The organism is Pseudomonas sp. MWU16-30322, from assembly GCF_020515535.1.
In the GTDB taxonomy this organism is placed as follows: Bacteria; Pseudomonadota; Gammaproteobacteria; order Pseudomonadales; family Pseudomonadaceae; genus Aquipseudomonas; species Aquipseudomonas fluorescens_H.
In genome coordinates this window covers 339709-355008 of the sequence record NZ_JAIWYL010000003.1, presented here as the reverse complement: position 1 = coordinate 355008, position 15300 = coordinate 339709, and the positions used below count along the sequence as shown (strand labels likewise).

The window sequence follows — 15300 nt, the reverse complement described above, 5'->3', positions numbered from 1 at the left end:
AATCCAAGAATTTTAAATCGTCTGCCCACAAGGCCAGTCGCAAACTCAGGCAACCGATTCTGGAAGCCTTTCCGCCCTGGAGCAAGCCATGCAAGACCTCGATCCCGTCGAAACCCAGGAATGGCTGGACGCCCTGGAATCGGTTCTCGACAAAGAAGGCGAAGACCGTGCTCACTATCTGATGACCCGTATGGGTGAACTGGCGACCCGCAGCGGTTCGCAGCTCCCTTACGCCATCACCACGCCTTACCGCAACACCATCCCGGTAACCCACGAAGCACGCATGCCTGGCGACCTGTTCATGGAACGCCGCATTCGCTCGCTGGTGCGCTGGAACGCGATGGCCATGGTAATGCGTACGAACCTGAAAGATTCTGACCTGGGTGGTCACATCTCCAGCTTCGCTTCCAGCGCGACCCTGTATGACATCGGCTTCAACTACTTCTTCCAGGCCCCGACCGACGAACACGGCGGCGACCTGATCTACTTCCAGGGCCACACCTCGCCAGGCGTTTACGCCCGTGCGTTCATGGAAGGCCGCATCACCGAAGACCAGATGAACAACTTCCGCCAGGAAGTCGACGGTCAGGGCCTGTCGTCCTACCCGCACCCTTGGCTGATGCCTGACTTCTGGCAGTTCCCGACCGTATCCATGGGTCTGGGTCCGATCCAGGCGATCTACCAGGCACGCTTCATGAAGTACCTGGAACACCGCGGTTTCATTCAGCCGGGCAAACAGAAAGTCTGGTGCTTCCTGGGCGACGGCGAGTGCGACGAGCCGGAATCCCTGGGCGCGATCTCCCTGGCCGGCCGCGAGAAGCTGGACAACCTGATCTTCGTCATCAACTGCAACCTGCAGCGCCTCGACGGCCCGGTTCGCGGCAACGGCAAGATCATCCAGGAACTCGAAGGCGTGTTCCGCGGTGCTCAGTGGAACGTGACCAAAGTCATCTGGGGCCGTTTCTGGGACCCACTGCTGGCCAAGGACGTCGACGGCATCCTGCAACGTCGCATGGACGAAGTCATCGACGGCGAGTACCAGAACTACAAAGCCAAAGACGGCGCGTTCGTTCGCGAGCACTTCTTCAACACGCCTGAACTCAAGGCGATGGTTGCCGATCTGTCCGACGACGAGATCTGGAAACTCAACCGTGGCGGCCACGACCCGTACAAGGTCTATGCGGCGTACCACGAAGCGGTCAACCACAAAGAACAACCAACCGTCATCCTGGCCAAGACCATCAAAGGTTATGGCACCGGTGCCGGCGAAGCGAAAAACACTGCGCACAACACCAAGAAAGTCGACGTCGACAGCCTGAAGTTGTTCCGCGACCGCTTCGACATCCCGGTCAAGGACGAAGAGCTGGAGAACCTGCCGTTCTTCAAGCCAGAGCCAAACAGCGCCGAAGCCCGCTACCTGAGCGAGCGCCGTGCTGCACTGGGCGGTTTCGTACCGCAGCGCCGCGCGCAGAGCTTCAGCGTACCGACGCCGGACCTGGACACCCTGAAAGCCATCCTCGATGGTTCGGGCGACCGTGAAATTTCCACCACCATGGCCTTCGTGCGGATCCTCGCGCAACTGGTCAAGGACAAGGAAATCGGCCCGCGCATCGTGCCGATCATCCCGGACGAAGCCCGTACCTTCGGTATGGAAGGCATGTTCCGTCAGCTGGGCATCTACTCCTCCGTCGGCCAGCTCTACGAGCCAGTCGATAAAGACCAGGTGATGTTCTACAAGGAAGACCAGAAAGGTCAGATCCTTGAAGAAGGCATCAACGAAGCGGGCGCCATGAGTTCCTTCATCGCTGCCGGTACTTCGTACTCCAGCCACAACCAGCCGATGCTGCCGTTCTACATCTTCTACTCGATGTTCGGCTTCCAGCGTATCGGTGACCTGGCCTGGGCCGCCGGCGACAGCCGTACCCGTGGCTTCCTGATCGGCGGCACCGCCGGCCGTACCACCCTGAACGGTGAAGGCCTGCAGCACGAAGACGGTCACAGCCACCTGCTGGCCGCGACCATCCCGAACTGCCGCACCTACGATCCAACCTACGGCTACGAGCTGGCGGTGATCATTCAGGACGGCATGAAGAAGATGACCGAAGAGCAACAGGATATCTTCTACTACATCACCGTGATGAACGAGTCGTACCAGCAGCCAGCCATGCCGGCCGGTGCCGAAGAAGGCATCAAGAAAGGCATGTACCTGCTCGAAGAAGACACCCGCGATGCGGCGCATCACGTACAGCTGATGGGCTCCGGCACCATCCTGCGTGAAGTGCGTGAAGCGGCGAAGATTCTGCGTGAAGAGTTCAACATCGGCGCTGACGTATGGAGCGTCACCAGCTTCAACGAACTGCGTCGCGACGGCCTGGCCGTTGAGCGCAGCAACCGTCTGAAGCCTGGCCAGAAGCCTAAGCAGAGCTACGTTGAAGAGTGCCTGAGCGGCCGTAAAGGTCCGGTCATCGCCTCTACCGACTACATGAAGCTGTTCGCCGAGCAGATCCGTCAGTGGGTACCGTCCAAGGAATTCAAAGTCCTGGGCACCGACGGTTTCGGCCGCAGCGACAGCCGCAAGAAACTGCGTCATTTCTTCGAAGTCGACCGTCATTTCGTGGTGTTGGCAGCCCTGGAAGCACTGGCTGACCGTGGTGATATCGAACCTAAAGTCGTGGCTGAGGCCATCGTCAAGTTCGGCATCGACCCGGAAAAACGCAACCCACTGGACTGCTGAGGAGACATTTTGTGAGCGAACTCATTCGCGTACCTGACATCGGCAGCGGTGAAGGTGAAGTAATTGAACTGTTTGTGAAGGTCGGCGACCGTATCGAAGCCGACCAGAGCATCCTGACCCTGGAATCGGACAAGGCCAGCATGGAAGTGCCGGCTCCGAAAGCCGGCGTCATCAAGAGCCTGAAAGTGAAGCTGGGCGACCGTCTGAAAGAAGGCGACGAACTGCTCGAGCTGGAAGTCGAGGGCGCCGCTGCTGCGGCCCCTGCTCCTGCTGCTCCGGCCAAAAAAGCCGAAGAAAAACCGGCTGCGGCCCCTGCCGCCGCTGCGCCAGCCGCTGCGCCTGCTGCCGCTTCGGTGCAGCAAGTGCACGTGCCGGACATCGGTTCGTCGGGCAAGGCCCAGATCATCGAGATCCAGGTCAAGGTCGGCGACAAGGTCGAGGCTGATCAATCGTTGATCACCCTCGAATCCGACAAGGCCAGCATGGAAATCCCGTCGCCTGCCGCGGGCGTGGTCAAGGCCATCAGCGTCAAGCTCAACGACGAAGTCGGCACCGGTGACCTGATCCTTGATCTGGAAGTGGCGGGTGCTGCGGCCCCTGCTGCTTCCGCTCCGGCTCAGGCTGCTGCGCCAGCCGCTGCCGCTGCGCCTGCTCCTGCAGCAGCCCCGGCTGCTCCAGTTGCCGACAGCGTTCAGGACATCCACGTTCCGGACATCGGTTCGGCCGGCAAGGCCAAGATCATCGAAGTGTTGGTCAAGGCTGGCGACAGCGTTGAAGCCGACCAGTCGCTGATCACCCTCGAATCCGACAAGGCAAGCATGGAAATCCCATCGCCTGCCGCTGGCGTGGTGGAAAGCGTTTCGATCAAGCTGGACGACGAAGTCGGTACCGGCGACCTGATCCTCAAGCTGAAAGTCAAAGGCGCAGCGCCTGCTGCTGCCCCGGCTCCAGCTGCCGCTGCTGCAAGCGCTCCGGCACCTGCCGCTGCTGCTCCGGCTGCCGCTGCACCTGCTGCTGCCGCTCCGGCTGCTGCTCCGGCCAAGCCTGGTGCCAAAGTTCACGCCGGCCCGGCCGTGCGTCAACTGGCCCGTGAGTTCGGCGTCGAGCTGAGCGCTGTTGGTGCCAGTGGTCCGCACGGTCGCATTCTCAAGGAAGACGTGCAGGTTTACGTCAAGGCGATGATGCAGAAGGCCAAGGAAGCGCCGGCTGCTGGCGGCGCAACCGGTGGCGCGGGCATCCCGCCGATCCCGGTCGTGGACTTCAGCCGCTTCGGTGAAATCGAAGAAGTGCCGATGACCCGCCTGATGCAGGTCGGCGCTGCCAACCTGCACCGCAGCTGGCTGAACGTGCCGCACGTGACGCAATTCGACTCGGCGGATATCACCGAGCTGGAAGCGTTCCGCGTTGCGCAGAAAGCCGTCGCAGAGAAGGCCGGCGTCAAGCTGACCATCCTGCCGCTGCTGCTCAAGACCTGTGCGCACCTGCTCAAGGAACTGCCGGACTTCAACAGTTCGCTGGCGCCAAGCGGCAAGGCGATCATTCGCAAGAAGTACGTCAACATCGGTTTCGCGGTCGACACTCCAGATGGCCTGCTGGTACCGGTCATCAAGAACGTCGACCAGAAGAGCCTGCTGCAACTGGCTGCAGAAGCTGCTTCGCTGGCTGAAAAAGCCCGTACCAAGAAGCTCTCTTCGGACGAGATGCAAGGCGCCTGCTTCACCATTTCCAGCCTCGGCCACATTGGCGGCACCGGCTTCACGCCGATCGTCAACGCGCCGGAAGTGGCGATCCTCGGTGTTTCCAAGGCAACCATCCAGCCAGTCTGGGACGGCAAAGCCTTCCAGCCGAAACTGATGCTGCCACTGTCGCTGTCCTACGATCACCGTGTGATCAACGGCGCCGCTGCTGCACGCTTCACCCAGCGTCTGGGCAGCCTGTTGGGCGACATCCGCACCATCCTGCTGTAAAGCGTTCGGCCCTCCGGCAACGGAGGGCCGATTGCGTTTCACGTTTTCGAGCGCCACACGCTCGTACCTCAACCCCGTCAGTTTGACGGGGCTTTTTTTGCCCAGAGAAAAGTACAGCGCCTCTTCCTACAAGTTCGGTTTACTTGAACTACGAACGCAGTCCACTTCGCCTCGATATTTTTCGTCGACCGCCAACTAATCTTTGCCTCCCGATCAAATAAGCAACTTCCTGCGTTATTTATCAAAACCAGACTTACTCGAATGGATTCGAATATGTTCAAACCAACTATCGGCCCGATTATCGGCCATACCACAACTAATCATGCCCGCATATTCATGCGCGCAGACAATCAAGGCAACGCACCGGTATTTGCCGCCATTCGTCATCGGACTGCAGGAACACAACAGTGGTCAGCAGGCACTTTCGCCGAGCCCAGCGCACTGCGCGACATGACCGAAGTATTCACCCTCAACAACTTGAGCAGCGACACCGAATATGAATACCAGACCGGCTGGTTCAGCCCGATGAATCCGGTACATACCGTGGACAGTGTCGCCGAACTGCCGCTGCAGTGGCCCCGGGAAATCTATCGATTACGCACCCGCTCCAGCAAAGCCCTGCAGCCAAGGGCCTATATCGTCGGCTCCTGCCGTTACTTGCGCATGACCGCCGGCATCCCGTCGCTGCCGCATCTGGGTGACCGGATCTTTGCTTCCATCAACCAGTTGATCGAAGGCGCGCAACCACCGATCAGTGCCACGTTAATGACGGGCGATCAGATTTATGTCGATGACCTCAATCTGTTCGCACCCGATCGTGAATATAAGGAAATCCTCAGCAAGTACCGTGCGGCATTCTCTCAACCCAACATTCAGCGTTTGATGTCCGGCACATCGACTTACATGATCCTGGATGATCACGAAATCGAAGACAATTGGCCGGCGAACGCCAGCAAGTCAGATCAAGCGTTATATCGCAATGCCATGGCCGCCTATGAAATCTATCAAGCCAGCCACGGCCCTGCGCACGAACTTACAACTAACAAAGAGGTGAATCGCGTAAAGCTCGAGCACTACTGGTATCAATTCAGTGACGGTGACATCGAATGGTTCGTGACGGACAGCCGCACTCGACGCAACTTATCAGCCGATGATCGCCGCATACTGGATGAGGCGCAGGAACAGGCGCTGCTCAAGTGGCTGATCAACAGCCCGGCGCGAGTGAAATTCGTGGTGACCAGCGTAATGTTCTACCCGGATCGCAAACTGCATGGTGACGATGCCTGGAAAGCCTTCCCGGAGCAGCGCTTGCGGCTGCTGGAAACCATCCGCACCCGACACATCAAGAATGTCGTGTTTGTCTCGGGCGACGTGCATGGCTCGCTGACCTCGCGCCTGACCCACAGCGAAGACCCGGACTTCGAAGTGCACACCATCGTTTCCTCGCCGTTTTGCAACAGCAAGCTGCTGCCCTATGCCAAGGCGTCGACGTTCATCCTCGATCAACCGCTGGCGCGCACGGCAGCAGGCGATTATCAACATGAATTGACCAGCACAGTGGTCAGCGAAGACAACTTCGCCCATGTGGTGGTTGAGGCCGGAAAAATTCAGGTCAATTACCATGATCGCGACGGCAAACGCCTGCAATCGATCGAAATCAACCTGCGCTGAAGCCCTGAACAAAATGCCGTTCCCGCGCGCCAGGCGCTCTGGAACGGCACTCGCGGCGCACATCCGTATTACTTTTTGCCGCGCGCTGGAGAAATGCCCTGCGCGGCCGACATATTCTTATAGCACTTGGCCTTCATCTCTCTTGTCAGTCGGTGCCGCAATGATGCAACCTTGCCGCAGGCAACAGTAAAGAGGGCGCGAGCCCGGCGCGTTCAGCATATTTCCAAGCGAGTTCCTTCATGAAGAGCCAACCCGATGCCGCCAGCCGTATGGCGGTCGAGGTAGTGACGCAGCTGCCTGTGCCCTCGCGGCTCGGCATGCTGCGTTTCGAGCGCTTGAATGAAGCGAGCTGGGCGATGCTGTTTCTCGACCCCAACTGCGAACGCCAGTTCGGCCAGCCGGCCGTCGAATTGTGTGCGTTGGTCGGCTCGCCTTACGCCAGCCTGATGGAACCCGAAGCGCGCTATCAGCTGCACGACACCATTCAGCAACAACTGCGCGACAGCCCGCATTATCTGGTGCGCTACACCCTGCACACCGCCGCTGGTGCGCTGAGCATCCTTGAGCTGGGCGAGGCCTATAAGCAGCACAATCGGCACTTGCTGCGCGGTTATCTGCTGGCGGTCGATGATGTGTTCGACGGCGCGCCAGCGGTGCCCTGCGTCGACCTCGAAACCCAGAATTCGCGCCTGCAGATCGCTTTGGAACTGAACCAGCGCGCTCAGCAGGAACAACTGCAGCACCTGGAGCGGGTACGCGCCCAGCAGGATCTGATTCTGCTGCTGGCTCGCCAGCGCTACAGCAGCCACAACTCGCTGCAGGAAGCCGCCGAGCTGATCACCCGCAGCGCCTGTGATATCTATGAGATCGACTGTGCCAGCCTGTGGAACCTCGAAGGCAGCCTGCTGGTGCCGATTTCGGCGTATCACCGCGCGACGCAGGAATACATCCTGCCGGAGGTGATCGACATCAGCGGCTTCCCCGACTACATGGAAGCCCTGCACGGCAGCCGCGCCATCGACGCGCACAATGCGATGCGCGACCCGCGTACCCGCGAGATGGCCGAAGCCCTGCGCCCGCGCGACGTCAACGCGATGCTCGACGCCAGCATCCGGGTCGATGGCCAAGTGGTCGGCGTGCTGTGTCTGGAGCAGACCGGCGTCACCCGCGCCTGGCAGTCCGACGAAATCGCCTTTGCCGGTGAGCTGGCCGACCAGTTCGCCCAGGTCATCAACAACCATAACCGGCGTACCGCCACCAGCGCGCTGCACCTGTTCCAGCGCGCAGTCGAACAAAGTGCCAACGCCTTTCTGCTGGTCAATTGCGACGGCGTGGTCGAGTACGTCAACCCGAGCTTCACCGCGATCACCCAGTACTCCACCGAAGAAGTCCACGGCCAGCGCCTGTCGGAGCTGCCGGCCCTGGAAAACCTCAGCGAACTGCTGTTCGACGCGCCGTCGGCGCTAGCCAAGAGCAACAGCTGGCAGGGCGAATTCAAGAGCCGGCGCAAGAACCTCGAACCGTACTGGGGCCAGTTGTCGATCTCCAAGGTGTATGGCGACAACCGCGAGCTGACGCACTACATCGGCATCTACGAAGACATCACCCAGACCAAACTGGCGCAGCAGCGCATAGAACGTCTGGCGTACACCGACAACCTGACCAACCTCGGCAACCGCCCGGCGTTTATCCGCAATCTGGATGAACGCTTCGCCCGCGATAGCGATACCCCGATCAGCCTGCTGCTAGTGGACATCGACAACTTCAAGCGGATCAACGACAGCCTCGGTCACCAGACCGGCGACAAGTTGCTGATCAGCCTCGCCCGCCGCTTGCGCAACAGCCTGAGCCCGAGCGGCAGCCTCGCGCGGTTCGCCAGTAACGAATTTGCGGTGCTGCTCGACGACACCGATCTCGCCACCGGCCAGCAGATCGCCAACCAGTTGCTGGCGACCCTCGACAAGCCGATGTTCGTCGACAACCAGTTGATCAGCGTCACCGGCTCCGTGGGCCTGGCCTGCGCGCCGCTGCATGGCCGCGATCCGCAGACCCTGATGCGCAACGCCGGCCTCGCCCTGCACAAGGCCAAGGCCAACGGCAAACACCAGGTCCAGGTGTTCACCGAAGCGCTGAACGCCGAAGCCAGTTACAAACTGTTCGTCGAGAACAACCTGCGCCGCGCCCTGACCCAGAACGAGCTCGACGTGTTCTACCAGCCCAAACTGTGCCTGCGCAGCGGTCGCCTGCTGGGCATGGAAGCGCTGCTGCGCTGGAATCACCCGGAGCGCGGCATGATTCGCCCGGACCAGTTCATCAGCGTCGCCGAAGAAACCGGCCTGATCATCCCGATCGGCAAGTGGATCGCCCGCCAGGCCTGCCGCATGAGCAAGGCGCTGACCGCCGCTGGCCTGGGCAATCTGCAAGTGGCGATCAACCTCTCGCCGAAACAGTTCTCCGACCCGGATCTGGTCGCCTCGATCGCCAACATCCTCAAGGAAGAAGCGCTGCCGGCCAATCTGCTCGAACTGGAGCTGACCGAAGGCCTGTTGCTGGAAGCCACCGAAGACACTCACTTGCAGCTCGATCAGCTCAAGCGTCTGGGCCTGACCCTGGCCATGGACGACTTCGGCACCGGTTACTCGTCGCTCAGCTACCTGAAGAAATTCCCGATCGACATCATCAAGATTGATCGCAGCTTCATCCACGAAATCCCCGACAACCAGGACGACATGGAAATCACCTCCGCGGTGATCGCCATGGCCCACAACCTGAAGCTCAAAGTCGTGGCCGAAGGCATCGAGACCGCCGAACAACTGGCGTTCCTGCGCCGCCACCGCTGCGATGTCGGCCAAGGCTACCTGTTCGACCGGCCGATCCCCGGCGGTGAGCTGATTCAGGCGCTCAAGCGCTACCCGCGCGGCCCACTCTGCCTCTAGCCCCCACCGATGTCCCTGTCGATGAATTCCACTTGTGGGAGCGGGCTTGCTCGCGAATGCGGTTTGTCAGGCAATGTTGATGTCGACTGACACACCGCATTCGCGAGCAAGCCCGCTCCCACATTTGAATAGTGCGAAATCCGGCATCATTCGGCACACTGACGGTCTGACTTTTTACATCCCATCCTGACTGAGAGGAACGATCATGGTTCTGCGCTCGGAAATTCTGGTGAACAAAAACGTGCTACCGACCAAAGAACAAGCGCTGCCCGGCCGCGAAACCGCGATGACCCTGCCTGAAAAGCATTTCGTCTTCGAAGAAACTCCCTTGCTCGGCCCATTCTTTCAGGACGTCGACTTTGCGATCTTCGGTCTGGGTTGCTTCTGGGGGGCGGAACGCCGTTTCTGGCAGCGCGAAGGCGTGGTCAGCACGGTGGTTGGCTACGCCGGCGGCTATACGCCGAACCCGACCTACGAAGAAGTCTGCTCGGGCCTGACCGGCCACGCCGAAGTGGTGCTGGTGGTGTATGACAAGGCCAAAGTCAGCTACGAAGAGCTGCTGGCGATGTTCTGGGAACTGCATAACCCGACGCAGGGCATGCGTCAGGGCAACGACATCGGCACCCAATACCGCTCGGTGATCTACGCCACTTCGCCTGAGCAACTGGATGCGGCGCTGAAGAGCAAAGCGGTGTATCAGGCTGAACTGTCGAAGGCTGGCCTGGGCGAAATCAGCACCGAGATCGAGCAGGCGCCGACCGTGTACTTTGCTGAGGCTTATCACCAGCAGTATCTGGCGAAGAATCCTGAGGGTTATTGCGGGATTGGCGGCACCGGCGTGTGCATGCCACCGAGCCTGGCGGGTAACTAAACCGCCAAAGCATCGCGGGCAAGCCCGCTCCCACAGGTTTAGCGCCGACTTCGAAATGGCGCAGTACTTTGTGGGAGCGGGCTTGCCCGCGAAGGCGTCCGTTCAGACACCGCTAAAACAGTTGATCAGCTTTCAGCAATCAACCAATCCATCTGCCACCCGCCCTGGGTCTGCCCAAGCTTCTTCGACAACCACGGCAGCAGCTCACGCAATTCTTCCTCCAGCCCCCACGGCGGATTGGCAATCGCCATCCCCGAGCCGTTGAGGCTGTTCGGCGTATCCAGCGGATGCACCAGCAGTTCCACACGCAGCAACTTCGGCGCGCCGGTACCGGCCAGATCCTGATAGAAACGGCGCAACGCACGCTGATCCTTCACCGGATACCAGATCGCCGCCACGGTTTGGCGCATCCGGCCAATCGCTTCTTTCAGCGACGCCGCACACTTTTGCATCTCGTCGAGCTGCTCGAACGGCGGATCAATCAACATCACCGCACGCTTCTCCTGCACCGGCAACATCGCCCGCGCCACATGCCAGCCCTCGCCCAGATGCACCTTGACCCGACGGTCGCCGGCCATGTTCTCTTTGAGCTGCACGCCATCTTCCGGGTGCTTCTCGTTGAGCATCACCCGATCCTGCGGCCGGGTCAGACGCCGCGCCAGCTCCGGCGAACCCGGGTAGTAGCGCAACTGGCCATCCGGGTTCATCTCGTGCAGCACCTTCATGTAGTCGGCGGTCAGCGCCGGCAGATCCGGCTGATCCCACAAACGCGCGATGCCTTCCAGGTACTCGCCGGTACGGTTGGCCTGATCACCCTGCAGGTCATACAGACCGATGCCGGCGTGCGTATCGAGATAGGCAAACGGCTGCTCCTTGCGCGACATCAGCGCGATGAGGCGGGTCAAGGTCAGGTGTTTGAACACATCGGCGTGATTGCCGGCATGGAAGGCGTGACGATAATTCATGGCTGCTCCTGCGAAGGGCGCAAAGTTTACCTTTTACCGGGCGGCAAGTCAGGGGTTGGCGGCCGAGCGGACAAAAGCCGGCCCTCACCCTAACCCTCTCCCTCTGGGAGAGGGCTAGGGTGAGGGGCTTTGCTTTTATGGCGTTAAACTGGCGAACCATGAACGACAGGAAGTCAAAAACTCATGCAATATCTGATCATCTGCTTATTCAGCCTGCTTAGCCCATACCTCGCCCTTGCCGACGAAACTCACATTGAACAGGCACGCCAGTTACTAAAAAACTACGGACTGAGCCACTGCATTCTGAAGCCATTCAACGAACGCTCCGCGCTGGAAAAAGACATCGCACTGTCCGCCAATGCCTATTCGTTCATGGGCAAAGGCATGCATACCATTTTGCAAAATGAAGACACGCTCCAGGTGCTGCACGATCCCTACAAAGAAACCCGAAACTACGTGTTGGCGGCTTACGAGCAGAAACCTTCAAACAGTAAATACTCGAATGAAAAAGTAGTGTTTTTTGGGTGCATGAAGGTCTACAACTCCGAGGCGTTCGACCGCTTTATCAAAACTCAGGATGCGTATATCGCTGATTGAGCCAAAGTCCAAAGATCGCAGCCTTCGGCAGCTCCTACACAGGATTGGCGTCCCCCTGTAGGAGCTGCCGAAGGCTGCGATCTTTTGCTCTTTTTTCAGGCCGGCATCGCGCTCAAGCGTTTGCCGATGACATCCAGCACATCGCAACCGTCACGCAGTGGAATGGCGCAGAGCATGGCAAAGTCGCTGAGGATGATCGAGTCGCACTCGACCGAGCCGCGCATGCACATGTTTTCCAGCACCTGGATCACGGCGCGGATGCGGTAGTTGGCGGCGTCCATAAGGATGTCGAGGGGGACGTGGGTATCGACGAACAGGGTGGGCATGTCGCTGCAGTTGCCGGTCAGGGCCATGAAGCGGTTGTCGGGATGGGGGATGATTTTTTCGTAGGGTGGGTCGGGCTTCAAATTGCTCATTGGTTGTCTCCTAACGTATGGACGGAAACCGCCCGCCTTCGCTTCCACGCAAAAGGGTGGCGGCTGTACGCAGGTGTGGAAGACCAGGACGTTAGGCACCCGGCGCACTCGAAAGCGCCCCGCGCACAGCCACCATGAAACACAGACAACAAAGAACGCCTGACGGGTGGCGCTAGATGCGCCTAACGATAAAAGGGCTTCCACGCCCTGTCACTGGGTTTGCGGTGACAACGAAAAGACTATCCCCGCAACCCACCGCCCACCAGTTCATGAAATCCGCCGCAACTCGCGGGAAATTTCCGAAGCCTTCGCCCAGAAATTTCACTCTGCTTCGTCTTGCAAATACGCCAATAACGCCGATTGCGACGATTCTTCCGACGCTGAAACCTGAAAAAACTGCTGAACCTTGCAGCGCAACACAGCCTGCGGAAACGCCTCGTACAGCGCCGGATGCTCCTCGCTCAGCCACTGCAGCGCATTACCGATCCGGACTGAATTCCCTGCTGAAGCCAGCACTGACTCAGGCACTTTCCACCAGGGAAACACCCGCCCTGAAACCTGCGCCCTGCCCCCGATATCCACGGCCTGTCCATTGATCAAACCGCGCGAGATCACTGGCATCAACTGCGCCGATTGCACTTCATCGGACTGCAGGATCGGCAACAAAAACCGCCCATCCCAGAAGCGAAAAAACACCGCTTTGCCATCCGGCATCAGCACCTGAGTCAGGCTGCAAAAATGCTCGACCAGCACTTCCAGGCTCGCGGAAGACACCGCCAGCCAACCCCAATCGCGAGACTCGGTAGAGGCTACCCAATCGAGAAACTCACTGTCCGCCGCGACAATTCCCACGAAGGGCATCACCGCGTCCCACTCGGCGTAGATCGTGTCCGCCCAGATCGGGCTCGGTGCAACCAACGGAGGCCTGGCGTCGCTGGCGTTACTCAAGACCGCGAACAGTTGTTCCGAAGATTTCAGCGGTTCACGCGCCAGCCACTCTGAAGGCGTGACGCACTCAGGCTGCACAGACACCGTCCTTGCAGCGCTCGCACTCTTCGCAGAATGGTGCATCACCTTTAAAGCTCATGATTTGCGCAGCAGTGAGCATGGCCGCTGGTGCGGCTGCGAGTTTTGCCGGCAATCCCGGCACTCCCGGCGCTGCACTCATCGCCGCCATTGGCGCCCCACCCACAACAATTGGCACGCTACTGAAAATCCCGCCGGGGCCGATGCTGATCCACTGTCCGCCGGCCTGAATCGTCGCGCTCGCGCCGCCGTCGATCACCACTTGCTGGCCGGCGCTGAGGTGGACTTGTCCGCTGGCACTGGTGGCCTGATTGCTCACGCGAATATGCCGATCACCGACCACCGTCAGGTGATCATCCTGTTTCACTTCGGTCTGGCGCTGACCGTGGGTAATGCGCTGCTCGTCAGCCTTGAGTTCATGGCTGGCAAGTCCGGTGACGACGATGCTGCGCTGGTTGTCGACCTGAACCTGTTGGTCGTGCAGTACATGCTGAGTCCAGTTGCGCTGGGCGCGCAGGTAGATTTCTTCGGCGCCCTTTTTGTCCTCGATGCGCAGCTCGTTGTAACCGCCGCCACCGGGGCTGCTCTGGCTGCGAAAGATGCTGCGGGTCTGGTCGGCGGGCAGGTCCAACGGCAGCGGAGTTGCCGCGTTTGGCAGACAACCCATCACCAACGGTTTGTCGGCATCGGCGTCGATGAAACCGACCAGCACTTCCATGCCGACCCTTGGGATCAGCACGCTGCCGTAATGGTCATGCGCCCAACCCGTGGCGACGCGCAGCCAGCAACTGGAATGTTCGTTGAGCTCGCCGTCACGATCCCAGGCCAGTTGCACCTTGACCCGGCCGTACTCGTCGCAGTGGATTTCCGTGTCTTGCGGCCCGGTGACCACGGCCGGTTGATAGCCGGGCATGCGCGGCTTTTCCGGCCCCAACGCCGGGCGAAAGAACACCTCCCACGGCGTGGCAAGAAAGGTATTACGGTAACCCTGGAATGTTTCCCCATCGCTGGTCACCGATTCCTCCAGCACTTGCGGCTGTCGCCCACGATGCTCGATGGCGGTGAGCAGCCACAGGTCATTCCAGTCCTGGCGCGGATGCTCGCTCAGTTGCAGGAAATGTCCGCAAACCAGTGCGGATACGTCGCTGATGCCCTCAGCCTGACGGTAGTCGGCGACATGCCTTTCCAGCGTACGTTGCGCCAGTTGCCTGCCGGTTTCTCGATCGTTGAATTGGCCGGGAAAGTGATAGTCCTCGAGCACCGGGCGCTGCTCACTGTCGCTGCGGCTTTGCAGTTGCAGTCGCGGCTTTTCGAAGTTGTAGTCGCGCCGGGTGACCACGCTGGTGCGAGTCTCCACCCGGACGTTGAAGCGCTTGATGGCCGGCGCCGCCGACGCCATGCCGCTGCCCGGCAAATACAGCGTCGGCTCGGCCAGGCGCGGGAACACCGTTTGATCGTCGCCGAACACCAGCACATGTCCATCCGGGCTGTGCTGAAAGTGGTAATGAATACCCACCTCGGCACACAGCCGCTGAATGAACGCCAGATCGCTCTCGGCGTACTGCACACAATATTCACGCACCGGGTAATCGCTGCCGAGGCGGAACTCGAAGGCATCGCGCAAGATTGCGTGATCCTTGAGGATCTGCGCGACGATCTGCGGAACCGTCTGATGCTGAAAAATCCGCTGGTTGATGCGGTGACCGAGGTAGGTCAGACGCGGCACCAGGCTCAGGTGATAGCGCGTCAGACGTTTCCCGGAATCGCCCTGCCCGACCCGATAAATCTGACCGTGAATGCCACTGCCATCGGCATCGAAGCCAAGAAACGCCTGACAGTGCAGCAGGCTTTCGAGATCCAGATCGGGGCGCTCACTGACCAGCTCCAGCTCGAAACGAAAGGGTTGGCTGATGGCTTCCTTGCCCGTGAACTCAAGGACTTTGAGGTCATGCTGGGCGCCTTCGAGGGTCAACGTAAAACGCGGTTGATTGGCAGGCGCGAACATCCGATGTCTCTCTGCAGAATGAGGGCGGGCGATTCTGCATGAGGGGCAAGGGGTGTTGGTTGGGTGACGGGAAAATCAGATTTTCCCTACTTTTTCTGGCGAAAAAGCCTTC

Annotated in this window: 10 protein-coding genes; 6 read left to right on the top strand and 4 right to left on the bottom strand. The window is 59.9% G+C overall.

Features of this window, described 5'->3' with window-relative positions; translation table 11 throughout:
- The first annotated feature begins 88 nt into the window (after window positions 1-88).
- From aceE to msrA, 5 genes are all read left to right on the top strand, one after another.
- Window positions 89-2734 carry a pyruvate dehydrogenase (acetyl-transferring), homodimeric type gene (gene aceE, locus LCH64_RS07430; protein ID WP_003220999.1) on the top strand — a complete coding sequence of 882 codons (2646 nt, stop codon included), beginning with the start codon at window positions 89-91 and terminating at the stop codon, window positions 2732-2734.
- 11 nt (window positions 2735-2745) lie between these two features.
- Complete coding sequence (gene aceF, locus LCH64_RS07425; protein WP_226499873.1) at window positions 2746-4701, top strand: dihydrolipoyllysine-residue acetyltransferase; 1956 nt, start codon at window positions 2746-2748, stop codon at window positions 4699-4701.
- Window positions 4702-4974: 273 nt separating this feature from the next.
- A complete protein-coding gene (locus tag LCH64_RS07420) occupies window positions 4975-6372 on the top strand; it encodes an alkaline phosphatase D family protein (RefSeq protein WP_226499872.1) in 1398 nt (465 codons plus the stop codon).
- 239 nt (window positions 6373-6611) lie between these two features.
- Window positions 6612-9308: a GGDEF and EAL domain-containing protein gene (locus tag LCH64_RS07415; protein ID WP_003220992.1), complete on the top strand. Its 2697-nt coding sequence runs from the start codon at window positions 6612-6614 to the stop codon at window positions 9306-9308.
- Between the two features lie 205 nt (window positions 9309-9513).
- Window positions 9514-10179 carry a peptide-methionine (S)-S-oxide reductase MsrA gene (gene msrA / locus LCH64_RS07410; protein ID WP_003220990.1) on the top strand — a complete coding sequence of 222 codons (666 nt, stop codon included), beginning with the start codon at window positions 9514-9516 and terminating at the stop codon, window positions 10177-10179.
- 125 nt (window positions 10180-10304) lie between these two features.
- Here the strand turns inward: msrA and rlmJ are convergent, their stop codons facing one another.
- Complete coding sequence (rlmJ, locus tag LCH64_RS07405) at window positions 10305-11144, bottom strand: 23S rRNA (adenine(2030)-N(6))-methyltransferase RlmJ (RefSeq protein WP_003220988.1); 840 nt, start codon at window positions 11142-11144, stop codon at window positions 10305-10307.
- 183 nt (window positions 11145-11327) lie between these two features.
- Between rlmJ and LCH64_RS07400 the strand changes: the two genes are divergently transcribed.
- Window positions 11328-11741 (top strand): hypothetical protein, encoded by a 414-nt coding sequence (locus LCH64_RS07400; protein ID WP_226499871.1) that lies wholly within the window; start codon window positions 11328-11330, stop codon window positions 11739-11741.
- 95 nt (window positions 11742-11836) lie between these two features.
- Here the strand turns inward: LCH64_RS07400 and LCH64_RS07395 are convergent, their stop codons facing one another.
- From LCH64_RS07395 to LCH64_RS07385, 3 genes are all read right to left on the bottom strand, one after another.
- Window positions 11837-12157: a hypothetical protein gene (locus LCH64_RS07395; protein WP_226499870.1), complete on the bottom strand. Its 321-nt coding sequence runs from the start codon at window positions 12155-12157 to the stop codon at window positions 11837-11839.
- Between the two features lie 321 nt (window positions 12158-12478).
- Complete coding sequence (locus tag LCH64_RS07390) at window positions 12479-13183, bottom strand: DUF4123 domain-containing protein (RefSeq protein ID WP_226499869.1); 705 nt, start codon at window positions 13181-13183, stop codon at window positions 12479-12481.
- Window positions 13173-15188: a type VI secretion system tip protein VgrG gene (locus tag LCH64_RS07385; protein ID WP_226499868.1), complete on the bottom strand. Its 2016-nt coding sequence runs from the start codon at window positions 15186-15188 to the stop codon at window positions 13173-13175. Before LCH64_RS07385 ends, LCH64_RS07390 begins: the two co-directional genes overlap by 11 nt.
- Between the last annotated feature and the right edge of the window lie 112 nt (window positions 15189-15300).